This is a genomic window from Sphingomonas sp. C3-2, from assembly GCF_033025475.1.
GTDB lineage: Bacteria > Pseudomonadota > Alphaproteobacteria > Sphingomonadales > Sphingomonadaceae > Sphingobium_A.
The window spans coordinates 501886-523847 of record NZ_CP130322.1 but is presented as its reverse complement, the minus strand read 5'-3'; the positions used below and the strand labels follow the sequence as shown (position 1 = coordinate 523847).

Sequence of the window (21962 nt, the reverse complement as noted above, 5' to 3'; positions counted from 1 at the left end):
ATTTGTAACAGGAGCAGAAGAAGCCGATGCGCGCATTCATTTTTCCGGGACAGGGTAGCCAGTCCGTTGGGATGGGCAAGGCGCTTGCCGATGCGAGTCCGGCCGCCCGCGAAGTGTTTCAGGAAGTGGACGACGCGCTCGGCCAGAGTCTGTTCACACTGATGACGGAAGGCCCCGAGGGCGATCTGACGCTGACTGAGAACGCCCAGCCCGCGATCATGGCCAATGCCATCGCCACGCTGCGCGTGCTTGAGAAGGAAGGCGGCGTGCGTCTGGCCGACAAGGCCGATTTCGTCGCCGGCCACAGCCTTGGCGAATATACCGCGCTTTGCGCTGCCGACGCGCTTGATCTGTCGACCACCGCGCGCCTCCTCAAGCTGCGCGGTCAGGCGATGCAGGCTGCTGTGCCGGTGGGCGAGGGCGCGATGGCCGCGCTGCTCGGTGCCGATATCGAAAAGGCGCAGGCACTGGCCGATGCCGCCGCCGAAGGCGAAGTCTGCACCGTCGCCAACGACAATGATCCGGGCCAGGTCGTCATTTCCGGACACAGGGCCGCGATCGAGCGCGCCATCGCGCTGGTGAAGGATCACGGGATCAAGCGCGGCGTTCTGCTGCCCGTCTCGGCGCCGTTCCACTGCCCGCTGATGCAGCCCGCGGCCGATGCGATGGCCGAAGCGCTGGCCAAGGCCTCGCTGCGCGCACCGCTCGTGCCCGTTTATGCCAATGTCACCGCCGCGCCGGTCGCCGCGTCCGATACGATCCGCGATCTGCTCGTCGAGCAGGTGACCGGTCGTGTGCGCTGGCGCGAATCCGTGATCGCGATGGAAGCCGCGGGCGTTTCGCATTTCGTCGAATTTGGCGGCAAGGTGCTCGGCCCGATGGTCAAACGCAGCGCCACCGGCGAGGTAGACGCGGTCAGCATCATTTCGATGGACGATATCGAAGCGCTCTTGAAGGCGCTTTAAGGGGAATTGGGATTATGTTCGATCTTTCAGGCAAGACCGCGCTGGTAACCGGCGCATCGGGTGGCATCGGCTCGGCCGTCGCACAGGCTCTGGCCGCGCAGGGCGCGCGCCTTGCGCTGTCGGGCACGCGTGAAGACGCGCTGGCCAAGGTTGCGGCCGAAATCGGCGGCGATCATGTGATTCTGCCGTGCAACCTCGGCGATGCCGAAGCCGTCGATGGCCTCGTGCCCCGCGCGGTCGAAGCGCTGGGCAAGCTCGACATCCTCGTCAACAATGCCGGCGTCACGCGCGACAATCTCGCGATGCGCATGAAGGACGAGGAATGGGATCAGGTGATCCGCATCAACCTCGAGGCGGCGTTCCGCCTGTGCCGCGCGGCTGCCAAGCCGATGATGAAGGCGCGTACGGGCCGCATCATTTCGATCACCTCGGTCGTCGGTGCCACCGGAAATCCCGGCCAGGCGAACTATGCGGCGTCGAAGGCTGGCCTTGTCGGCATGTCGAAGGCGCTCGCGCAGGAACTGGCAAGCCGGGGAATCACGGTGAATTGCGTCGCCCCCGGTTTCATCACCTCGCCGATGACCGATGTGCTGCCGGAAGCGCAAAAGGAAGCGCTCACCGGTAAGATCCCGGCAGGCCGTTTGGGCGAAGGCAGTGACATTGGCGCCGCTGTCGCCTATCTTGCCAGCAACGAAGCCGCTTATGTCACGGGCCAGACGCTGCACGTGAACGGCGGCATGGCGATGATTTAAGCACGCGAAAGCGCGCAGAGATGTGATGCGGGGGTTGCAAGCTCTCCGCCTCGCGATTAGTGCAACCCGTGAACAACCGTTAAGAGAAGGAGCTCTGCATGAGCGAGACCGCCGATCGCGTTAAGAAGATCGTTGTCGAACATCTCGGCGTCGAAGCCGAGAAGGTCACCGAAGAAGCAAGCTTCATCGATGATCTGGGTGCGGACAGCCTCGACATCGTTGAGCTCGTGATGGCTTTCGAAGAAGAATTCGGCGTGGAAATCCCTGACGATGCCGCCGAAAAAATCTCGACGGTGAAGGATGCGATCTCCTTCATCGACGCCAACAAGGGCTGATCCGGCCTCGTTTTTACGAGCCGAAACAGTTTGAAACGGCTCCCCGACCCGGGACATAAGGGCCGGGGGGCCGTTTTGGTTTCTGCCTTGCATCAATCTGCCGTGATTCCGGGGGCGCGCATATCCGCGTATAAGGCGCGCTTGGGGGAATCGCTCTGATGGAGTGAATTTATGCGCCGCGTAGTCGTTACCGGTTTGGGTATGGTCACGCCGCTGGGAAGCGACGTCGAGACCGTTTGGAAAAACATTCTCGCGTCGAAATCCGGCGCGGGTACGATCACGCGGTTTGACGCCAGCGATCAGGCCTGCCGCATCGCCTGCGAAGTGAAGCCCGCCGACCATGAATGTGGGTTCGACGCTGGTAAGCGCGTCGATCACAAGGTCCAGCGCCAGGTTGATCCGTTCATCGTCTACGGCATCGATGCCGCAGGCCAGGCGCTCGAAGACGCCGGCCTGACCGACATGAGCGAGGAAGAGCGCCTGCGTGCGGGTAGTTCGATCGGCTCGGGCATTGGCGGTCTGCCGGGCATCGAGAGCGAATCGATCGTGCTCCACGAAAAGGGCCCGCGTCGCGTTTCGCCGCACTTCGTCCATGGCCGCCTGATCAACCTCATCACCGGCCAGGTCACGATCAAATACGGCCTGATGGGCCCCAACCACGCAGTTGTCACCGCCTGCTCGACCGGCGCGCATGCGATCGGCGATGCTGCGCGCATGATCGCGATGGACGATGCCGATGTCATGCTCGCCGGTGGCGCCGAAGGCGCGATCTGCCCGCTGGGCATTGCCGGATTCGCGCAGGCCCGTGCGCTGTCGACCGCGTTCAACGACGATCCGACCCGCGCCAGCCGTCCCTATGACAAGGACCGCGACGGTTTCGTCATGGGCGAGGGCGCAGGCGTTGTCGTGCTCGAGGAATATGAACGCGCCAAGAAGCGCGGTGCCAAGATCTACGGCGAAGTGATCGGTTACGGCCTGTCGGGCGACGCCTATCACGTCACCGCACCGCATCCCGAAGGTTCGGGCGCCTACCGCGCGATGGAAATGGCGATGCGCAAGTCGGGTCTCTCGCTTGCCGATATCGACTATATCAACGCGCACGGCACCTCTACGCCGCTGGGTGATGAACTGGAACTGGGCGCGGTTCGCCGCCTGTTCGGCAGCGACATTGGCGGCCTGTCGATGAGCTCGACCAAATCGGCTATCGGCCACCTGCTTGGTGGTGCCGGTGCCGTGGAAGCGATCTTCTGCCTGCTCGCGCTGCGCGATCAGATCGCGCCGCCGACGCTCAACCTCGACAATCCGAGCGAAGGTTGCGCGGGTGTCGATCTCGTTCCGCACGTGGCAAAGCAGCGCAAGATCAAGGCCGTGCTCAACAACAGCTTCGGCTTTGGCGGCACCAATGCCAGCCTGGTGATGAAGGCCATCTGATCGCATGCGCAGGTTCGGTTGCTTCGGGCTGCTCGTTGCAGCCGCACTTGCGCTTGCCGCGCTGACGGTATTCCGGGGCTGGATCGGCCCCGGACCTGCCGACAAGGAGATCGAGGTTCTGGTCAAGCCGGGATCGAGTCTCACCTCCGCCGCGCGTCAGCTTGAAGACGCCGGCGCGATCCGTTCGGCGGAGCAGTTCCTGAAATTTGCCAAGCTTCTGGGCGGCGATGCGCCGATTCATTCGGGCGAATACAAGGTCGAACCCGGGATGAGCGGGCGCGCGTTGCTCGCCATGCTGCAAGACGGAAAGACGCTGCAGCGCTTCGTCACGGTTCCCGAGGGCATGCCTTCCATCCTCGTCCGTGAAAAGCTGATGGCCGAACCGTTGCTCTCCGGGACGGTTGCTGTTCCCGCCGAAGGCTCGGTGCTTCCCGACAGCTACAGCTATCAGCGCGGCGAGACCCGCGCTGCCGTATTGAAGCGCATGCAGGATGCGATGACGAAGACGCTCGCCGAGCTTTGGTCCGAACGGAAGCCCGGCACCGCGGTTTCCTCGCCTCAAGAAGCGGTTAATCTCGCTGCGATCGTGGAAAAGGAAACCGGCGTTCCCTCCGAACGTCGGCGTGTCGCATCGGTCTATAGCAACCGCCTGAAAATGGGGATGCGTCTGCAGGCCGACCCGACCGTCATCTACCCGATCACCAAGGGCAAGCCGTTGGGCCGGCGTATCCTGAAATCGGAACTGGCGGCGGACAATGGCTACAACACCTATGCGCGGGCCGGGCTGCCCGCTGGGCCCATTGCCAATCCCGGCCGCGATTCGATCGCGGCGGTGCTCGATCCGGAACAGACGCGCTACGTCTATTTCGTCGCGGACGGGAAGGGCGGCCATGTCTTTGCTGAGACGCTGGACCAGCACAACGCCAATGTTCGCAAATGGTATGCGATCCGGCGTGATCGCGGGGAAATGTAAAAGCCTGTCCCGAACGGTTCGACGCATAACGAAAAAGGCCCGGCAATCGCCGGGCCTTTTCTTTTCCAGTGGGGGTGGCGGCGGCTTAGAGCTTGAGCCCTGCCAGTTCATCCAGCCCGGTTGCAATGTTGAGGTTCTGGACGGCGGCGCCCGCTGCGCCCTTGCCCAGATTGTCGAGCAGCGCGACGAGACGTGCCTGCCCGGTCGCTTCATTGCCAAAGGCGAACAGCTCGACCCGGTCGGTGCCTGCGATGCGTTCGATGCTCAGCTGGCCGACATCGTCGGTGTGCTCGACCGAAACCAGCTTACTGTCGGCATAGGCGGCCGAAAGCGCGTCGCGAATGGCGGCAAGACTCGGCGCCTTGGGCATCGCGCGCAGTTGGAGCGGAACTTCGACGATCATCCCGCGATAGGTGCGCGTCACTGCCGGCGCGAAGATCGGGGGATGCACCAGCCCGCCATGCCCCTGCATTTCGGGAACATGCTTGTGCGCAAGGCCAAGGCCGTAAATGTGAAACGCCGTATCGGTGGCATCCGGCGCATCGCTGTTTTCGAACGCCGCGATCATCGCCTTGCCGCCGCCGGAATAGCCGGAAACCGCGTTCACCGTCATCGGCCAATCGGCCGGGATGATCCCTGCGCGCACGAGCGGGCGGACAAGCGCCAGAAAGCCGGTGGGATAGCAACCGGGGTTGGAAATGCGGGTCGATTGCGCGATCTTTTCGCGCTGGCCCGGCTCCATTTCGGCAAAGCCGTACACCCAGTCGGGGGCAACGCGGTGCGCGGTCGACGCATCCACGACGCGCACGGCAGGATTTTCGATAAGCGCAACGGCTTCGCGCGCGGCATCGTCGGGCAGGCAGAGCACGACGGCATCGGCGCTGTTCAATGCATCGCGGCGGGCACCCGCATCCTTGCGGAGCGCATCGGGCAGCGTGACGACCGTCAGGTCGCTGCGGCCTTCCAGCCGTTCCCGAATTTCAAGGCCGGTGGTGCCGGCTGCGCCGTCGATGAAAACCGAAATCGTCATGGCCGAATTGCCTTCATGGAAACAGTGTCGTCGGTGATGAGCCGCGCCTTGAGATCGGCGAGGGGCTCGATCGCGACGGACATCGAATGGGTGCTGGCATGGATCACGCGGTCTGCGTCCACCATCATCCCGACATGGCCGGGAAAGAAGACGACATCGCCGCGCTGGAGCGGGGTGTTCGCTGGCAATGCGTCGCCCAGGCTTGCTTCCTGAAGATCGCTGTCGCGCTGCGCCGCAATGCCCGCGAAGGACAGAGCAAGCTGCACAAGCCCCGAACAGTCGATGCCCGCATGGTGGCGGCCACCGCGCTGATAGGGCGCACCCAGCAGCTTCTCGGCCTGTGCAGCGGGATCGAGTCGACCGTTCACGGCGATCAGGTCGGCGAGCGCGATTACACCTTCGTCGGTCAGCAGATGATCGCCGTCTGCACGGCCGCTCACGATCGCGCCCATGGGCAGCGTTCCAAGCGTTTCGGCATCGGCTGTCGCGCCCGAACGCAGCGCCGCGCTGGCCGACTGGACGCGCCAGTGGCCGGCTTCGGCAACCGCCAGCGCATCGGCGCGGACATAGCCGACATAATGATCATGCCCGCAGAAACCCCAGGCCCAGCCGCCGCTCAGGTCGACGACATGAAAGCTTTCGCCGTGCAGCAATTCCGACACGCATTCGGCATCGTCATTGGCCTTGGCGCGCACGGCGGCCACGGGCACCGCGCATCGACGCAGCATCGGGCGCGCATAATGGGGGGCGAACAGCACACCCGCTAGCGCCACATCGGCGATATCGCCGCGCACGGCATTGACCCGTCGGTCGAGAACGATGGACGGCCCGCTCAGGCCGAAATGCTTACGCGCGTTCGCGCTTTCGCGATTCGGAATGTTGCCCTGTTCGGGCGATGAGTCCTGCGAAGCTTTCAAGAAATTCTGCCCCTTCACGCGTCTGCGCCACAAAGATGTTGCGGCGATCCGCATCGTCGCGTTGTCGGCGCAGATAGCCGAGCGCACCCAGCTTGTTCAAGGCGCGTGTTACAACGGGTTTCGATACGTTCAGATCGTGGGCCAGACCGCGCACGGTATGCGGGCCGGGTCTGAGGTAAACGATCAGCAGAAGCGCCATTTGCCGGTTGGTAAGATCGGGCTCCCCCGACCGCACATATTCCGTCAATGTCGTCATCCACCCGTTAAGGGCCTTGTTCAAAGCCATGAAACCTCTGATCACCACTGCGCGATGTTCGGAACGACATCGTCATGGGATCATAACGCTTCAGATCGGATGCAGTTTCAGGCCCAACGCATTTGACCTACGAAATCAGCCATATCTTTGGCGGAGCAGCCCCCAGGCCGCGCGCAGGCCAAGCGCCTCGCCGCCCTTGGGGCGGCCGGGCTTTGCGCTCGGGCGCCAGGCAAATGTGTCGAAATGCGCCCAAGGCAGCGTATCCGGCACAAAACGCGACAGGAAAAGCGCTGCCGTGATCGATCCCGCAAAGCCGCCATCGGGCGAATTGTTGAGATCGGCGACATCCGATTTCAGCATGTCGTCATAGCCGGTCCAGAGCGGCAGGCGCCAAAGCGGATCATCCTCGGCGGTGCCATTGGCGGCCATGTCCGTGGCAAGCGCGTCGTCATTGGCGAACAGCGCGGGCAGGTCGGGGCCAAGCGCAACGCGTGCAGCCCCCGTCAGCGTCGCAAAGTCGATGAGCAGTTCGGGCTCATCCTCCACTGCACGAACCAGCGCATCGGCCAGGATCAGGCGGCCTTCGGCATCGGTGTTCGCCACCTCGACCGACAGGCCCTTGCGGCTGATGATCACATCGCCCGGTCGCAGCGCGTTGCCTGCAATCGCGTTCTCAACGGCGGGGATCAGCAGGTGGAGCCGCACGGGCAGGTTATGCTCCATCACCAGCCCGGCCAGCGCCAGCGCATGTGCGGCCCCGCCCATGTCTTTCTTCATCAGGCGCATGCCCGCCGAAGGTTTGATGTCGAGCCCGCCGGTATCGAAGCACACGCCCTTGCCGACAATCGCGACCCGCGGCGCGTCCTTCCGGCCCCAGCTCAGTTCGATCAGCCGCGGCGCGCGCGCCTTGTCCGCCGCCATGCCGACGGCATGGATCATCGGATAGCCTTGCTCCAGCTCGTCGCCGCGCGTCACCTTGCATTCGCCGTCATGCTTGCGCGCCAGCGCCGCGACGGCGGCTTCGAGATCGGCGGGGCCCATGTCGAGCGTCGGGGTGTTGACGAGATCGCGCACCCGCGCGGTGGCCTTCGCCGTGCGGACGGTATCGGCAATGCGGTTTACCTCACCCGTCAGCAAAATCCGCGCGGGGGCTGCCTTTTCATCCTTGCGATAGGTGTCGAAACGATATTGCGCGCTCAACCAGCCGAACAGCGCCGCGCCGGGTTCCCCCTCGGCAAGGCGATAGGTGCCCGCCGGCAGCGTCTCGGCAAGCTTGGCAAGGCACCAGCTCGAAAGCCGCACGCGATCGGCAACCACTGTTACCACCGACCAGTCGTCCGCCTTGTCGCCCGGCAGGATCGCGCGGGCAAAGGGCGTTGGCTTCATATCCTGTGCGTCGATCGCGGTGCGGTGCCGTTCGGGCTGCGCGGCCAGCCAATCATCGAAATTTTGCTTGTCGACGATGTGGATGGTGCGGGCGGGCTGGCCCTTGTCGGGCTGGATCAGGTCGGCGAGAACAGTCATGCTCCAACGCTAGCGAAGCGGCCCTCAAACGAACAGGCCCGACATCAATCTGCACGCTAAAATCTGCGGGCAACGCCTAGTGAAAGGGTAAAATCCGGACTGTCATGGTTAAGCCCGAAACTCGATCCGGCATCGATCTGCCAATCGTCGGCGGGTTGCCAGCCCAGCGAAAAGGCCGCGAGCGTTTCGGTGCTATGCCCATCGGGATCACGGTCGTGCGTGGCGGCCAGCTCGAGCGTGGCGGTAACCATGTTGTGCAGGGGGAATTCGACGCCGATCACCGCGCCATAAGCCAGATGACGGCCATTGCCATCGCTATCGGGGGCGGCATCCACCTCGGGCGTGAGGGCAAGCGAAATATCGCCTGCAAGCGCGTAGCTGATCGGGATGAGCAGCCCGACGCCCCAATCACCCGCGCCCGCCGGCGCACTTCCTATCGGAAGCGTCGCATAGGGCATGAGCGCAAGGCTGAGCCCCGATCCATCGGGATTGGCGAGGTTGCGGCGCAGCGCGAGCGTGAGGTCGCCGACACCGTCATCATCGGTCCGCACACCGGTCGCCCTGTCGCGTTCGCGCATATGCGCATAGCCACCCCAGCCGATTTGCGCTTCGAGCTGTGGGGTAATGCCCAGCCGAACCAGCAGCTCACCCGTTGCGATCGTGTCGCTCCGCGTCGTCGAATCGCTTTCACGCATCCATTCCGCCACGCCCAGTTCGACCATCACGACGCCTGGCTCGAGCGTGCACGCGGGCGTACCCAGACCGGGCCGATCGGGGCAGAAATCGCGTGCTTCCTGGCCCTGTGCCGGGGCCGCGATCAGCAGGGCGCAACCACAAAAAAATACCGCGCCCAAATGCCGGGTGGCACGGGCGCGGTTCTTGTCCGTCTCACCGCCGGGGCGGTGAGGGGGCCGTTCGGTTATCGGCTTAGGCAAGCGCCGGGAGGAGCTTGCGTTCACCGGCGATGCGCATCATCGCCTTTTGCAGCTTCTCGAACGCCCGAACCTCGATCTGGCGCACACGTTCGCGCGATACGCCGTACACCTGGCTCAGTTCCTCAAGCGTCTTCGGATCATCCGTCAGGCGGCGTTCGCTCAGGATGTGCTTTTCACGCTCGTTCAGGTCGTTCATCGCCGAAACGAGCATTTCGTGACGCACATCGCGTTCCTGAGAATCGGCCAGACGTTCGTCCTGCAGCGGTTCATTGTCCTGCAGCCAATCTTGCCACTGGCCGTCGCCATCCTCGCGCATGGGGACATTGAGCGACGTATCGCCGCCCATCGCCATGCGACGGTTCATGCTGACCACGTCTTCCTCGGACACGCCCAGATCCGTTGCGATCTTCTGCACGTCGTCGGGATGCAGGTCGCCGTCCTCGAATGCATCGAGCTTGTTCTTCATTCGGCGAAGGTTGAAGAACAGCTTCTTCTGCGCGGCGGTGGTGCCCATCTTCACCAGGCTCCACGAGCGCAGGATATATTCCTGGATCGACGCACGGATCCACCACATCGCATAAGTGGCGAGGCGGAAGCCGCGATCGGGCTCGAATTTCTTCACGCCCTGCATCAGGCCGATATTGCCTTCCGAAATCAATTCGGAGGTGGGCAGGCCATAGCCGCGATAGCCCATGGCGATCTTGGCCACGAGACGCAGGTGCGAGGTGACGAGCTGCGCTGCGGCTTCGGGATCCTGATGTTCCTGATAGCGCTTCGCGAGCATATATTCCTGTTCGGGTGCCAGGATGGGGAATTTCTTGATTTCCGCGAGGTAGCGGTTGAGGCTCTGCTCACCACCCAGTGCGGGGATCGTCGCGGGGACGTTGGTGTTGCTGGCCATGACTTCACATACTCCCTGAAACAGTGTCCGAAGTCTCGAACATCTGGATCTTATTGTTATACACGCAGCGCCCTGAACAGTTCCTGCATATCTGCCGGAATTTCACTATCAAAGGCTAAAGCCTCTCTACTGATCGGGTGGATGAACCCCAGATGCGCCGCGTGCAGTGCCTGTCGTTCGAATCCAAGTTCCTTCAATATAGTACGGTGCGAGGGCTTTGTCCTGCCATAGACGGGATCTCCCACCAAAGCGTGGCCGAGCGAGGCCATATGTACGCGCACCTGGTGCGTTCTTCCCGTTTCCAGCCTGCATTCGACCAGCGCCGCATCCTTGAGTGCGGTGATCGTACGATAATGGGTTACCGCGCGTTTCCCCCGGCCATCGCCCACAATCGCGATCTTCTTGCGATTCTGGGTCGAGCGGGCAAGGGGGGCGTCAACCGTGCCGCTGGCAGGATTGGGCCGGCCGTTCACGATCGCGCGGTAGCGCCGGTCGATGCTGTGCGCCTGAAACTGCTTGGCCAGCCCCTCATGCGCGCGGTCGGTTTTTGCCGCGATCATCAGGCCGGACGTATCCTTGTCGATCCTGTGGACGATTCCGGGGCGTGCCACGCCGCCGATGCCGGAGAGATTGCCCGCGCAGTGATGCAGCAGCGCATTGACCAGCGTGCCGTCGGGGTTGCCGGCGGCCGGGTGGACGACAAGCCCGGCGGGTTTGTCGATCACGATCAGATGCTCGTCCTCATAGGCGATTTCGAGCGCGATATCCTGTGCGATATTGTGCGCCGGGCGCGGCGCGGGAATGTCCAGCGCATAGGCGCTGCCAGCCACCGCCTTCACCGCAGGGTCGCGCACTGCCACGCCCGCTTCGTTGCGGACATTGCCCGACGAAATGAGCGCCTTGATGCGTTCGCGCGAAAGCGTGGGCACGGCGTCCGCCAGTGCCCGGTCCAGACGCCATCCACCGGCTGTTTCACCGATGTGCGTTTCTATAGTGGAAACCCCCAAGTCCATCGCTAGGCTATTTGGGTATGGTTGCCCGCATATCAAGAACCCTTTTGAACGAGATTCTCGAACACGCTGATCGAAACGCCGCGCAGGAGGTGTGCGGTCTGCTGCTCGGGGAGGGGGGGCGCATCGTGTCGGCGCAGCGCGTCGCCAATGTCGCGAGCAATCCCGCCGACCGGTTCGAGATCGATCCCGCCGCCCTCTTTGCACAGGCACGCGCGGAACGCGCAGGGGGCGCCCGCATGATCGGCCATTATCATAGCCACCCCAATGGACGGGCTGCTCCCTCGGCGATGGATGCTGCCGCCGTGACCGATCCCGCGATGCTGTGGCTGATCGTCGCCAACGGCGCGGCGACGCTGTGGCGGGCCGATGATCCGCATGGGCTGCACGGATGCTTTGCCGCGATGGAACTCGCGATCGATTGAGCATGCCCGGTTGCATCGCGGCGGCGGCTCCGCCAAAAGGCCGCCCAAGTCAGTTCATTGTGAAATTGTTTCAAGGGGCCCGGGATGTCGTCGATCAACGCTGTGGATTTTGCCAGCCTGCTCTGTTCGCGCCTGTGCCACGATCTGTTGAGCCCCGTCGGTGCGCTCAACAACGGCCTTGAACTGCTCGCCGATGAACATGATCCCGAAATGCGCGCGCGTTGCCTTGAACTGCTCAATGAAAGCGCGCGGACCTCGGCCAACAAGCTGAAATTCTTTCGTCTTGCCTTTGGCGCCGCGGGCGGTTTCGGCGAAGAGGTCGACACCCGCGAAGCCAAGGCCGCGCTTGAAGGGCTGTTCGGCAGCGACGGGCGGATCGAACTTGGCTGGATGGTTCCCGACGTCTCGCTCAGCAAGACCGCGATCAAGGTGCTGCTCAACCTTTCGCTCATAGCGGGCGACGCGCTGGTGCGCGGCGGGCGGCTCGATATCGGCGCCGAGCGTGGTGAAAACGGCACCGAGATCGTCGTGCGCGCCGAAGGCCCGCGGCTCGTGCTCGACGGGGAACTGCGCAAGGCGCTGCTCGGTGACGTTGCGGACGATGCCCTCACGCCGCGTGCGGCGGCTGCGTGGCTGGCGCACAAGATCGTCGTCGAGGCCGGCGGCTCGATCCAGATTTCCGAGCCGGATGAGGCTTTCCTTCTTTTCGGCGCGGTGCTCGCAGCCTGAGCGGGCGCTAAACCGCTTCTTAACCAGAAAAGCGCCACTAAGGCCCCGTTATTCGCCGGAGCGAACGGGGCATGGACGAGATTCTCGCTGATTTCATTGCCGAGACGCGCGAGACGCTGGAGTCGGTTTCAGGCGAACTTGTCGCCTGGGAAGCCGATCCGGGAAATCGCGAGCGGCTCGACAAGATTTTCCGTTTTGTCCATACGGTGAAGGGAAGCTGTGGCTTCCTCGATCTGCCCCGCCTTGAAAAGCTGAGCCACGCCGCTGAGGACGTGCTTGCCGATCTGCGCGCGGATCGGCGGACCGCCGACCGTCAGGTCGTGAGCGCGGTGCTCGCCGTGATCGACCGTATCGCCGAACTGACCGAGGCGCTCGACACCGGCGAAGCCGTTCCGGAAAACGATGCCCGGCTCATCGCTGCACTGGCTGAACAGCCCGCCGTCGAGGAAGTCGACCCCGCTGCCGTGCTCGCACCTTCCGAACCGGCTGTACGGGGCCGGATGCGCAGCATCCGCATCTCGCTCGATCTGCTCGATCGGATGATGAACGGCGTTTCGGACCTCGTGCTCGCCCGCAATGAATTGTCGCGGCGAATTGCCACGGCGGGGAGCGAACCCGAGTTGGAAGGGGCGTTCGAACGACTTTCGCTGTGCATCGCCGATATGCGCGATGCGATCACGCGCACGCGGATGCAGCGGATCGAAAAGCTGTTCGGCACGATCCCGCGTCTGGTGCGCGATCTGGCCACCGAGTTGGGCAAGACCGTCGAACTCAGCGTCGATGGCGGCAGCGTCGAGCTGGACCGCGAAATGATCGAGGCGATCCGCGATCCGCTCACCCATATCATCCGTAACGCGCTCGATCATGGTATCGAACCGGCCGAGGAACGGCTTCGGGCAGGTAAGCCGGCCGCCGGGCGCTTGCGTATTTCGGCGCGTCAGTCGGGCAACCAGATCGTGCTGGATGTAGGCGATGACGGGCGCGGCATCGATGGCGACGCGCTGCTTGGTCGGGCACTCTCGGCCGGGGTCATCAGCGCAACCAAGGCCGAAGGACTTTCGCGCGATGCGCGGCTGGCGTTGATCTTCGAGCCCGGTCTTTCAACCGCGCGCAGCGTCACCGCGCTTTCGGGGCGCGGCGTTGGCATGGATGTCGTCCGTTCCAATGTCGAACGGATCGGCGGTGTCATCGAACTGGCCAGCGAGCCGGGGCGGGGGCTTTCGATTTCGATCCGCGTTCCGCTCACGCTGTCGATCATTCCGGCACTGGCGGTGGGCGCCGGGGGGCAGGGCTTTGCCATCCCGCAATCGGCGATCCAGGAAATCGTCCGCGAAAATGGGCATTCGGTGGTGATCGAACGGCTGGGCGGGGCCGAGATCGCGCGTATCCGTGATCAGCGCATTCCGGTGGTGCGTCTCGAAGCGGTGCTTGCACTTGATCTCGTAGAGACGGGCGAACCGCGTTCGCTTGTCGTCGTTAATCCGCTCGGCGGCGCGACCTATGCGATCAGCGTGGCCGAATTGTTCGACAGTCAGGATCTCGTGATCCGCCCCGCCTGTCCCGCGATCATGGCGACGGGGGCCTATGCGGGCATGACCCTGCCCGACACGGGGCATCCGATGCTCCTGCTTGATCCGGCGGGTATTGCCGAACTCGCGCATATTGCCGCCTTGCCCGAACTCGATCAGCCCCGCCAGGAAACGGCCGACATAATCGACGACGCGCGCGAAGCCGTATCCGTCCTGCTCTTCCGCGATCTCGACGGTATCGAACGCGGCATAAGGCTGGGTGTGGTCGAACGGATCGAGGATGTTGCCGTTGAGCAGATCGGCTTCGCCGGTGGACGGCTTCGCCTTGCGATCGACGGGCGGATTGTGCCGTTGAGCGCGATCCGGGAGCTTGAGGGCGACCGCGAAAGCATCGCGATCATGCGGTTGACCGACGGGCATCTCGAACTTGCCTATGCGATTGACGAGGTGATCGACATCGTCTCGATGGTCCCCGACATTGCGCCAGCCTCTGCGGCTGGCCCTGTCGCAGGTGTTGCCCTGCTCGACGGGCGTCAGATCGAGATGCTCGATCCCTTCTGGCTGTTCTCGGATGTCATGGGATGCATCAGCCCGCCGGCGGCGTCGCGTCCGCTCTGTGTTCTGCCCGATCAGGATGATGCCTGGACGCGCGAGATACTCCGCCCGCTGGTCGAGGCTGCGGGCTACCGCGTGATATTTGGCGAGCCGGTCGAGCTGCTGGGCGACGCCGATATGGTCATTCTCACCGACGATGCCGGGGCGGATGCTTCCGCAGCGCCTGCCAGCGGGCAGGTCTTGCGGCTGCGCGCGACGTTGGACACCGCCGACGCCTCGCTGGGCAGCGTCTATCGTTATGACCGTTCGGCATTGATGTCGGTGCTTCAGCAAAATCTGGCGGGCCGGGGGGCACGGTGATGAAGGACCTCTATCTCTTTGCAGAGCTTGCCGGACAACGGATCGCGCTTGCGGCCGGTTCGGTGGATTCGGTTGTCCGTGTGTCGCGGATAACGCCCGTGCCGCTTGCTCCGTCGCATGTCGTCGGGCTGGCCGCCATCCGCAGCATGGTGATCAGCGTGATCGATTGTCGCCTCGCGCTGGGTCTTCCCGCAGCGGATCGGGGGCGGGAGGCGATTGCCGTGGTCGTTGCGATCGATGGCCACCGATACGGCCTGATCGTCGACCGGGTCGACGATGTCTGCGCGGTGCATGCGGAGCCGGTGCCGATCCGCTCGCCCTTGGGCGAGGGCTGGGCGCGGGCGGCCATCGCCATGCTCGATCATCAGGATGGATCGGTGCTGCTCATTGACGCGGCTGGTCTGGTGGCGGGTGGTGCGGCCTCGCTCGCTGCCTGATCGTCTTAACTCGCTGCTTACCCTTTTCCGTTTAGCCTCCGTCGCCAAGGTCTTTCCGCCTTAAAGGGTGCGCACATGACGAAGAAATGTCTGGTCGTTGACGATTCGAAAGTGATCCGAAAAGTGGCGCGCCACATATTGGAAACATTGAATTTTTCTGTCGATGAAGCGGTTGATGGCAAGGACGCGCTTGAACGCTGTCTTGAATCGGCGCCCGACGTCGTTCTGCTCGACTGGAACATGCCCGTGATGAGCGGAATGGAGTTTCTGCGTGCGCTGCGTCAGAGCGATATCGTTGATCAGCCCAAGGTGGTTTTCTGCACCACCGAGAACGGCATGGGGCATATCCGTGCGGCGATCGAGGCGGGCGCCGACGAATATGTGATGAAGCCCTTTGACCGGGAAACGCTTGAAAGCAAATTGCAGATCGTCGGGCTGGCCTGAGCGGTCACAACCAGATGGCAAGTCAGCCATTTGCGGGGGCGCCCGTTCAGGACCTGCCGGTTCGCGTGATGATCGTCGACGATTCAGCCGTGGCGCGCGCCGTCTTTCGGCGCATGGTGGGGGCGCATCCGTCTTTCGACATCGTCGCTGAATGCGCTGGCGCCCCCGAGGCGCTCGAAGCGCTCGGCACGGTCCGGCCCGACATCATCCTGCTCGATATCGAAATGCCGGGCGGCAACGGCATCGACGCCTTGCCTGAACTTCTTGCCAAATGCGGCGGCGCGCGGATCCTGGTGGTGTCGGCACTTGCCGAACAGGGGGCTGCCGAAACCGTCCGGGCGCTCACGCTGGGGGCTGCCGATACGCTCGCCAAGCCGGGACGATATGTGTTCAGCGGCGGCTTCGGGAAGCAGTTGACCGAGCGGCTCATGCGGCTCGCGCGTGACGATCATGGGGGGGCACCGCAGATCGATCCCGTGGATCTGGCGGTCAGTCCGGATGCGCCTTCTCGTTCGCAGTGGCTCGCTATGCCCATCGCCTGTGTCGGCATCGGCGCATCGACAGGCGGTCTCCATGCCATTTCGGAGTTTTTCCGCGCCTTGCCGCCAGAGTTCGATGCGCCGATCCTCATCACCCAGCATCTGCCTGAGATTTTCATGCCGTTTTTCGCGCAGCAGCTCCGCGAGATGACCGGGCGCAACGCGCAGATCGCCTGCGCCGGCGAATGGCTGGCGCGAGGCAGGCTCTATGTGGCTCCGGGGCGCGCGCACCTGTGCGTCGAGAAGATCGGCGACCGTGCCCGCATCCGGCTCGATACAGGCATATCGCCCACACGCTGCATGCCTTCGGTCGACCCGATGTTCGCAACCATGGCGTCTGCCTTTGGCGCGCAAGCGGTCGGCATTGTTATGAGCGGAATGGGACGGGACGGCAGCGTGGGGGCGCAGACCCTTGCCACGGCCGGCGCGGAAATACTGGCGCAGTCCAGCGAGACCTCGGTCGTCTGGGGGATGCCCGGAAGCGTCGTGCGCACAGGGTTGGCGGCCGGCGTTTTTGCGCCCGATGAAATCGCCCGGCATCTGGGTGCAAGGAACCCCGCGCGATGAGCGCCGATCCGGGTGCCGTTCGCGCGTTGACGGATTTGCTCGAAGCGCGAACCGGTCAGCAGCTTGCGCCCAATCGCAGCTGGCGCATCGATGTGGCATTGAAACCCTTGCTCCGGTCTCGCGGGCTTCAAACGCCTGCGGAACTTGCTTCCCTAGCTTCCAGAGTATCTGAAGAACGGCTTAAAAATCAGATTGTTGAGGCACTTCTTAACAACGAAACCTATTTCTTCCGCGATCTTTCCGTCTTTTCCCTGCTGCGTGGCGATGCGCTGGATGCGCTCCACCGGGCGCGCGCGGAACGGCGTCAGTTGCGTATCTGGTGTGCGGGGTGTTCGACGGGGCAGGAAGCCTATTCGATCGCGATGATGATCGGCGAGGAGCCGGCCCGCTGGCAGGATTGGTCGATCGAAATATTGGGGACGGATATTTCTGCAAGCGCGATCGAACAGGCGGCGTCCGGCCGTTATTCGCAGTTCGAGATTCAGCGCGGTCTGCCGGTGGGGGCGATGATGCGCTGGTTCGATCAGCAGGACGGAAACTGGCGCGCGCTTCCCGAATTGCGCGCAAAGCTGCGCTTTCGTGCACACAGCCTGCTCGATGCGCCGCCGCCCGGTCGCTTCGACCTCATCCTTTGTCGCAACGTCCTCATGTATTTCTCGCCGGTAGTGCGCCGGGGCGTGTTCGATCGGCTGGCTTCAAGCATCGCGCCGGATGGGTTGCTCGCGCTCGGTGCCAGCGAAACCGTGCTCGGCCAAACCGAACGCTTCACGCCCGATCGCGCGTTACGGGGGCTTTACAGGCCATTGCCCGGCGTCAGCCACTGAACAGGGGTAGGCATCGGTCGTGGGCAGGCTATCACCAATATTGTGAATCAACCTCCTGCCTCCGGATTCGGCCCTCGAGACCTTGTCGTCGCGATCATGATGAACATCCTCTGGGGATTGAACATCATCGCGGTGAAGATGGGCGTCGAGGCGGCGGGGCCCTTTACTGCGGCCGTGCTGCGTCAGGTGATCGTCTTTGCGATCTGCGCGCCGGCGCTGCGCATCGTGCCGGGCAGGATGCGCGATCTCCTTTTGCTTGGCGTGCTGTCCGGCGGGGTGTTCTACGCCTTCGTTAACTGGTCGCTTGCGGTTGCCACCAATGTCAGCGCGCTTGCGATCGCGGGGCAGTTGGGGGCGCCATTTTCGTTGATATTGGCTGTCATATTCCTTGGTGAACGCATTCATATCACCCGCATAATTGGTATGTTTCTGTCGTTTCTGGGTGTCGTTCTGCTGGTGTTCGATCCCGCTGCGGGCAAGGAAATTCCGGGTCTTTTGCTGACGGCGATCGGGAGTGTGATTTGGGCGATGTCGTCGCTTCTGCAGCGGCGTATCCGCGGCGTACCGATCCTGACGATCTATGCATGGATGGGGTTAATGGGCACGCTCGTCCTTCTGCCGATCGCGATGTGGCAGGAACCTGAAATGCTGCGTGCGGTGCCCGATCTGCGGGTGCGCGACATGGGCTGGATCGTCTTTTCGGCCATCGGGTCCACCATTTGCGGGCTGGGCGCCATGTCGTGGCTGCTACAGCGCCATCCGGTCACCACGGTTGTGCCGCTGACACTGGCCGCGCCGGTGATTTCTGTGGTCGTCGCCTCGCTGTACTTTGAGACGCCGCTGACGCCGATTATGATGCTTGGCGGTGCGGTGGCGATGACGGGCGTCGCGATCGTCACCATCCGGACGGCCGAACGTCAGAAAGCAGGTTGAGTGAACGGGTTCATCGAAAGGCCTTCGCCCAATTTCAATGAGCGCAGGCTGCCGGTCACCATATTGGTGCTGCATTATACCGGCATGGAAACTGCCGAGGCGGCGATCGCCCGGCTGGAGGATCCCGCAGCCGAGGTCTCTGCCCATTATGTCATCGACGAGGACGGCACGATCATCCGCATGGTCGATGAGGACAAGCGCGCCTGGCATGCCGGGCGGGCGCACTGGCGCGGCATCACCGATATCAACAGCGCTTCGATCGGCATCGAGATTGTCAATCCGGGGCATGAGTTCGGTTACCGCCCGTTCCCCGACGAGCAGATTGATGCACTCATTCCGCTCGTCGCCGAGATCAAGGATCGGTACGCCCTGTCGCGCGGCAATATCGTCGGCCATTCCGATGTCGCGCCCGCGCGCAAGACCGATCCGGGCGAGCTGTTCCCCTGGGGGCGGCTCGCGCGCCATCGTCTGGCGCTGCCACGGCCCACCAGGAACCTGGTCGATCCCGAATGGCCGGAAAGCGGTTTCCTGCTGGCGCTGGAGCGTTTCGGCTATGACGTGAGCGATCCGCGCGCGGCGATTGTCGCCTTCCAGCGGCGCTTCCGCCCCGAATTGCTCGACGGGGAGATTGACGGCGAGATGCGTGCCATCTTGCTGGCGCTTCTCTTGCCACGCCCGCAGGGCGATGAGGCGTGACGCCTGATCGCGATCTGAAGGCGGCGCTGAAGCACGGGCTCAAGGGTCAGTGCCCGGCCTGCGGCGGCGCGCGTCTGTTCCAGCGTTTTTTGAAGCCCGTTGAAACCTGCCCGTCCTGCCATCAGGACTGGACGCCCCAGCGCGCGGATGATTTTCCTGCCTATCTGGTGATCCTGATCCTCGGCCATCTGCTCATCCCGCTGGTGATCGAGGTCAATCTCAGCTTCGATATCGCGGTTGGCGTGCAGGTTATCCTCTGGCCTCTCGTGGTCGCCTCGTGCGCGCTCGCGATGATCCAGCCCGTCAAGGGCGCGGTCATCGGTTTTCAATGGGCGCGTCATATGCACGGATTCGACAAGAACTGACACGCGCGCCCTTGGCAGGCGCGCCGCACCGCCCTATGTCGCGCGGTACCAGAGGGTCGGGCGGCCGCGGCCGGCATTATGCCGGGCGAGGAAAGTCCGGGCTCCACGGAACAACGGTGCCGGGTAACGCCCGGCGGGGGTGACCCCAGGGACAGTGCCACAGAGAGCAGACCGCCGCGCTTCATGCGCGGTAAGGGTGAAAGGGTGCGGTAAGAGCGCACCGCGGGCCCGGTAACGGGAACGGCATGGTAAACCCCACCGGGAGCAAAACCGAATAGGGGCGGCATATGGGCCTTGTTCCGGCCCGTCGCCCGGGTTGGTTGCTTGAGGCACGGAGCAATCCGCGCCCTAGAGGAATGGTCGCCTATCCCGCTCGCGGGTGGACAGAACCCGGCTTACAGACCCTCTGGCTTATTCTTTCTGTTCATTGTGCATTTGGTTGCAATTCCCATTCTCTGACAGCATTGATCTTCCCATCATTGAGGGGAAATCATGAAACGGCATTTGTGGCTCTTGTGCCTGTCGTCTGCGCTTGCGTCGCCGCTTCAGGCTGAAACGCAACCATCGGGCGTGGCGGCCGCTCAGCCTTCGGCCGTGCAGCAGCGTTTCAATGCCGCCGAGGCGCGCCTGAACGCGGGGGACCATGAAGCCGCGCTGGCGGACTTTTCCGCGCTCGAGCGCGATTTCCTGCTCGCAAAGGCGTACAACAAGTCCAGCCTTGCCATCGTGCGCGTGCGCAAGGGCGATGCCCTCAGCCGTCTAGGCCGCACCGATGACGCCGTACAGGCCTTGAGGGGCGCGCTGTCGGAAGGGGGGCTCGACAAGCCGGCCCTGGCAATTCAGCGTTTCGACGCGCGCATGCTTCTGGGGTATTTGCTCGAAGGGCAACTCGATCATGCTGGATCGGCTGCCCAGTATCAGTTCGCCTTTGCCGATGCGTCGTCCGATGCGGAGCGCGCGCGTATCCATTTTGCGCTGTCCCGGGTTCTGATGTTCGTTGATGCGCCAAATGCGCGCGTTCACGGCGAAAAATCGCTCGCCCTCTATTCGGCCGATGCCGGAACGGAGAAAAGCATCCTCGGCAACGTCTACGGCGTTCTGGGGCGGATACAGCTCAACCAGAATGATCTGCCGGCGGCGCGGATATCCTTGGAAAAGGCGATCAAGCTGCGCGGCGGTCTGGATTTAAGGGTCGATGGTGCGGATGTCGCCATTCGATCCGATGCGGCTTCCGTCGCATTGCTTCAGAAACGCGACGAAGATGCGCGCAAGCTGTTTGCCTATACCGGGGCAGGGCGGTCTGACCAAAGATTGCCCACGCCGTCCGGCATGTCGTTCCCGCAATGTGGCGGCGCAGAGGATCTGAAGGTCGACGACATGGCGATCATTCAGTTCCAGATTGCCCAGGATGGCACTGTCGCGAACGCGCAGCCTGTCTATGCATCGCGTCAGGGGGAAATGGCCTATGCCTTTGCCCGGACGGTGGGCGCGTGGAGTTGGGATAGCGCGGAGCTTGCGAAGCTGCCCGCCTTTTATCGCTCGGCCGTGCGGGTAGAAGTGCGCTGCTCTAACAGCTTCACGCGCCCCTCGCTCATGAACGATCTGGATAATGCGACTTTCGAGTGGCTGTATGCGCGCACGGGCGTGTCGCTGTTCCGATCGGGCGAAAGCTATGCTTCAGAAGCTGCACGATTGCAGTCGGAATTATCCGAGCTCACCAGCCCGGCAGATGCGCTGAAACGGGCCGGGCGTCTTGCGGCGCTGGCGCGCAATGCCACCATTGGGTGGAGTGAGAAGCAGCAGTTCGCGCGTCAGTCGGCGGATTTGGTACGCGCGGCAGGCGGGCCGGCGATGGCGTGGCTGGGCGCGGAGATGCGCGCGCGCACTATCGGAACCGGAAAGCGCGAATTGTCCTGGAGCAATCAGGCCAAGGCGCTTGTCCAGTTGCTCGACGACCCGCAGGTGGCGGCGGATCCCCTTGCCCGGTCGGCCACGCGCTTGCGCCTTGCCGAGGCTTATGCGGACGCAAAGTCCATTGCTGCCGAAAAGGCCGTGCTCGAACAGATTGTGAATGATGCGGGCTTGCCGGAAAAACACCCGCACAAGATTGCCGCGTTGGTTGAGCTCGCCAATGTCGCCGTCGTGAGCAAGAATCTGGCCGAGGCTGAAAATGCCTATGCGCGTACGGGGTTGAGCGCCCGGCAATGTGCCGCGCTGGATAATGGTCCCGTGCTCCTGCGCTCCAACGCCAGCAGTGCAGATTTCCCGGATGATGCCCTGCGTTGGGGGTTCGATGGCTGGAGCACAACCGAATATGACGTCGGCGCTGATGGCAATACCGCGAATATTCGTACGCTTGTGGCTTTTCCGCCATCGGTGTTTGCCGATGCGGGCCGTAGAATGATCGGTGATTTTCGTTTCCGCCCCAGCTTCCGTCCAGACGGTGGCCCAGGCTGCGGCGCGCGGAAGCAGACCGTGACTTTCAGGACACCGCGATAAGGCGTCAGCGGGCTTGATCCTTGCATCATGC

At 63.3% G+C, this 21962-nt stretch carries 23 protein-coding genes and 1 other RNA gene; 17 read left to right on the top strand and 7 right to left on the bottom strand.

The window, feature by feature from the left end; all coding sequences use genetic code 11:
* The first annotated feature begins 26 nt into the window (after positions 1-26).
* The 5 genes from fabD to mltG all read left to right on the top strand — a co-directional run bounded on the left by fabD (position 27) and on the right by mltG (position 4456).
* A complete protein-coding gene (gene fabD, locus QYC26_RS02450; RefSeq protein WP_317513817.1) occupies positions 27-965 on the top strand; it encodes an ACP S-malonyltransferase in 939 nt (312 codons plus the stop codon).
* 14 nt (positions 966-979) lie between these two features.
* Positions 980-1717 carry a 3-oxoacyl-[acyl-carrier-protein] reductase gene (gene fabG, locus QYC26_RS02445; protein ID WP_317513816.1) on the top strand — a complete coding sequence of 246 codons (738 nt, stop codon included), beginning with the start codon at positions 980-982 and terminating at the stop codon, positions 1715-1717.
* Positions 1718-1815: 98 nt separating this feature from the next.
* Positions 1816-2052 carry an acyl carrier protein gene (locus QYC26_RS02440; RefSeq protein ID WP_317513815.1) on the top strand — a complete coding sequence of 79 codons (237 nt, stop codon included), beginning with the start codon at positions 1816-1818 and terminating at the stop codon, positions 2050-2052.
* Between the two features lie 171 nt (positions 2053-2223).
* On the top strand, positions 2224-3483 hold the full coding sequence (fabF, locus tag QYC26_RS02435; protein WP_317513814.1) for a beta-ketoacyl-ACP synthase II: 1260 nt from the start codon (positions 2224-2226) through the stop codon (positions 3481-3483).
* A 4-nt stretch (positions 3484-3487) separates the two neighbouring features.
* Positions 3488-4456, top strand: a complete 969-nt coding sequence (mltG, locus tag QYC26_RS02430; protein ID WP_317513813.1) for an endolytic transglycosylase MltG — start codon at positions 3488-3490, stop codon at positions 4454-4456.
* A gap of 85 nt (positions 4457-4541) precedes the next feature.
* Here mltG and argC read toward each other — a convergent pair whose 3' ends face one another.
* The 7 genes from argC to QYC26_RS02395 form a co-directional block, all read right to left on the bottom strand.
* The gene (gene argC / locus QYC26_RS02425) at positions 4542-5486 is read right to left on the bottom strand and encodes an N-acetyl-gamma-glutamyl-phosphate reductase (protein ID WP_317513812.1); all 945 of its coding nucleotides are present in this window, start codon (positions 5484-5486) and stop codon (positions 4542-4544) included.
* Positions 5483-6403, bottom strand: a complete 921-nt coding sequence (locus QYC26_RS02420) for an NlpC/P60 family protein (RefSeq protein ID WP_317513811.1) — start codon at positions 6401-6403, stop codon at positions 5483-5485. Before QYC26_RS02420 ends, argC begins: the two co-directional genes overlap by 4 nt.
* Positions 6333-6659 (bottom strand): MarR family winged helix-turn-helix transcriptional regulator, encoded by a 327-nt coding sequence (locus QYC26_RS02415; RefSeq protein ID WP_317513810.1) that lies wholly within the window; start codon positions 6657-6659, stop codon positions 6333-6335. Before QYC26_RS02415 ends, QYC26_RS02420 begins: the two co-directional genes overlap by 71 nt.
* 135 nt (positions 6660-6794) lie before the next feature.
* Complete coding sequence (locus tag QYC26_RS02410; protein ID WP_317513809.1) at positions 6795-8183, bottom strand: leucyl aminopeptidase family protein; 1389 nt, start codon at positions 8181-8183, stop codon at positions 6795-6797.
* Between the two features lie 56 nt (positions 8184-8239).
* On the bottom strand, positions 8240-9037 hold the full coding sequence (locus QYC26_RS02405; RefSeq protein WP_317513808.1) for a transporter: 798 nt from the start codon (positions 9035-9037) through the stop codon (positions 8240-8242).
* A 73-nt stretch (positions 9038-9110) separates the two neighbouring features.
* Complete coding sequence (rpoH, locus tag QYC26_RS02400; protein WP_317513807.1) at positions 9111-10019, bottom strand: RNA polymerase sigma factor RpoH; 909 nt, start codon at positions 10017-10019, stop codon at positions 9111-9113.
* Positions 10020-10075: 56 nt separating this feature from the next.
* Complete coding sequence (locus tag QYC26_RS02395; protein ID WP_317513806.1) at positions 10076-11032, bottom strand: RluA family pseudouridine synthase; 957 nt, start codon at positions 11030-11032, stop codon at positions 10076-10078.
* A gap of 17 nt (positions 11033-11049) precedes the next feature.
* On the opposite strand from QYC26_RS02395, the gene QYC26_RS02390 reads away from it, so the two are divergent.
* From QYC26_RS02390 to QYC26_RS02335, 12 genes are all read left to right on the top strand, one after another.
* The gene (locus tag QYC26_RS02390; RefSeq protein ID WP_317513805.1) at positions 11050-11454 is read left to right on the top strand and encodes a M67 family metallopeptidase; all 405 of its coding nucleotides are present in this window, start codon (positions 11050-11052) and stop codon (positions 11452-11454) included.
* Between the two features lie 84 nt (positions 11455-11538).
* Complete coding sequence (locus tag QYC26_RS02385; protein WP_317513804.1) at positions 11539-12183, top strand: histidine phosphotransferase family protein; 645 nt, start codon at positions 11539-11541, stop codon at positions 12181-12183.
* Positions 12184-12254: 71 nt separating this feature from the next.
* The gene (locus tag QYC26_RS02380; RefSeq protein ID WP_317513803.1) at positions 12255-14627 is read left to right on the top strand and encodes a chemotaxis protein CheA; all 2373 of its coding nucleotides are present in this window, start codon (positions 12255-12257) and stop codon (positions 14625-14627) included.
* Positions 14627-15064 carry a chemotaxis protein CheW gene (locus tag QYC26_RS02375; protein WP_317513802.1) on the top strand — a complete coding sequence of 146 codons (438 nt, stop codon included), beginning with the start codon at positions 14627-14629 and terminating at the stop codon, positions 15062-15064. Before QYC26_RS02380 ends, QYC26_RS02375 begins: the two co-directional genes overlap by 1 nt.
* 75 nt (positions 15065-15139) lie before the next feature.
* A complete protein-coding gene (locus tag QYC26_RS02370; protein ID WP_317513801.1) occupies positions 15140-15508 on the top strand; it encodes a response regulator in 369 nt (122 codons plus the stop codon).
* A gap of 14 nt (positions 15509-15522) precedes the next feature.
* Positions 15523-16614 carry a chemotaxis-specific protein-glutamate methyltransferase CheB gene (gene cheB / locus QYC26_RS02365; RefSeq protein ID WP_317513800.1) on the top strand — a complete coding sequence of 364 codons (1092 nt, stop codon included), beginning with the start codon at positions 15523-15525 and terminating at the stop codon, positions 16612-16614.
* On the top strand, positions 16611-17438 hold the full coding sequence (locus QYC26_RS02360) for a protein-glutamate O-methyltransferase CheR (protein WP_317513799.1): 828 nt from the start codon (positions 16611-16613) through the stop codon (positions 17436-17438). Before cheB ends, QYC26_RS02360 begins: the two co-directional genes overlap by 4 nt.
* A 96-nt stretch (positions 17439-17534) precedes the next feature.
* Positions 17535-18371, top strand: a complete 837-nt coding sequence (locus tag QYC26_RS02355; protein WP_317513798.1) for a DMT family transporter — start codon at positions 17535-17537, stop codon at positions 18369-18371.
* Complete coding sequence (locus QYC26_RS02350) at positions 18372-19067, top strand: N-acetylmuramoyl-L-alanine amidase (protein ID WP_317513797.1); 696 nt, start codon at positions 18372-18374, stop codon at positions 19065-19067.
* Complete coding sequence (locus tag QYC26_RS02345) at positions 19064-19432, top strand: DUF983 domain-containing protein (RefSeq protein ID WP_317513796.1); 369 nt, start codon at positions 19064-19066, stop codon at positions 19430-19432. The genes QYC26_RS02350 and QYC26_RS02345 overlap by 4 nt, the downstream gene beginning before the upstream one ends.
* Before the next feature lie 48 nt (positions 19433-19480).
* Positions 19481-19846, top strand: an RNA gene (gene rnpB / locus QYC26_RS02340) — RNase P RNA component class A.
* 78 nt (positions 19847-19924) lie between these two features.
* Entirely contained in the window at positions 19925-21931 is a 2007-nt protein-coding gene (locus QYC26_RS02335; protein ID WP_317513795.1) for a hypothetical protein, read from the top strand.
* The last annotated feature ends 31 nt before the right edge of the window (positions 21932-21962 follow it).

Bases quoted from the DNA above. Each gene is read 5' to 3' on its own strand.
- fabD (WP_317513817.1), top strand. From the start codon at position 27: ATGCGCGCATTCATTTTTCCGGGACAGGGTAGCCAGTCCGTTGGGATG.
- fabG (WP_317513816.1), top strand. From the start codon at position 980: ATGTTCGATCTTTCAGGCAAGACCGCGCTGGTAACCGGCGCATCGGGT.
- QYC26_RS02440 (WP_317513815.1), top strand. From the start codon at position 1,816: ATGAGCGAGACCGCCGATCGCGTTAAGAAGATCGTTGTCGAACATCTC.
- fabF (WP_317513814.1), top strand. From the start codon at position 2,224: ATGCGCCGCGTAGTCGTTACCGGTTTGGGTATGGTCACGCCGCTGGGA.
- mltG (WP_317513813.1), top strand. From the start codon at position 3,488: ATGCGCAGGTTCGGTTGCTTCGGGCTGCTCGTTGCAGCCGCACTTGCG.
- argC (WP_317513812.1), bottom strand. From the start codon at position 5,486: ATGACGATTTCGGTTTTCATCGACGGCGCAGCCGGCACCACCGGCCTT.
- QYC26_RS02415 (WP_317513810.1), bottom strand. From the start codon at position 6,659: ATGACGACATTGACGGAATATGTGCGGTCGGGGGAGCCCGATCTTACC.
- QYC26_RS02410 (WP_317513809.1), bottom strand. From the start codon at position 8,183: ATGACTGTTCTCGCCGACCTGATCCAGCCCGACAAGGGCCAGCCCGCC.
- rpoH (WP_317513807.1), bottom strand. From the start codon at position 10,019: ATGGCCAGCAACACCAACGTCCCCGCGACGATCCCCGCACTGGGTGGT.
- QYC26_RS02395 (WP_317513806.1), bottom strand. From the start codon at position 11,032: ATGGACTTGGGGGTTTCCACTATAGAAACGCACATCGGTGAAACAGCC.
- QYC26_RS02390 (WP_317513805.1), top strand. From the start codon at position 11,050: ATGGTTGCCCGCATATCAAGAACCCTTTTGAACGAGATTCTCGAACAC.
- QYC26_RS02385 (WP_317513804.1), top strand. From the start codon at position 11,539: ATGTCGTCGATCAACGCTGTGGATTTTGCCAGCCTGCTCTGTTCGCGC.
- QYC26_RS02380 (WP_317513803.1), top strand. From the start codon at position 12,255: ATGGACGAGATTCTCGCTGATTTCATTGCCGAGACGCGCGAGACGCTG.
- QYC26_RS02375 (WP_317513802.1), top strand. From the start codon at position 14,627: ATGAAGGACCTCTATCTCTTTGCAGAGCTTGCCGGACAACGGATCGCG.
- QYC26_RS02370 (WP_317513801.1), top strand. From the start codon at position 15,140: ATGACGAAGAAATGTCTGGTCGTTGACGATTCGAAAGTGATCCGAAAA.
- cheB (WP_317513800.1), top strand. From the start codon at position 15,523: ATGGCAAGTCAGCCATTTGCGGGGGCGCCCGTTCAGGACCTGCCGGTT.
- QYC26_RS02360 (WP_317513799.1), top strand. From the start codon at position 16,611: ATGAGCGCCGATCCGGGTGCCGTTCGCGCGTTGACGGATTTGCTCGAA.
- QYC26_RS02355 (WP_317513798.1), top strand. From the start codon at position 17,535: ATGATGAACATCCTCTGGGGATTGAACATCATCGCGGTGAAGATGGGC.
- QYC26_RS02335 (WP_317513795.1), top strand. From the start codon at position 19,925: ATGAAACGGCATTTGTGGCTCTTGTGCCTGTCGTCTGCGCTTGCGTCG.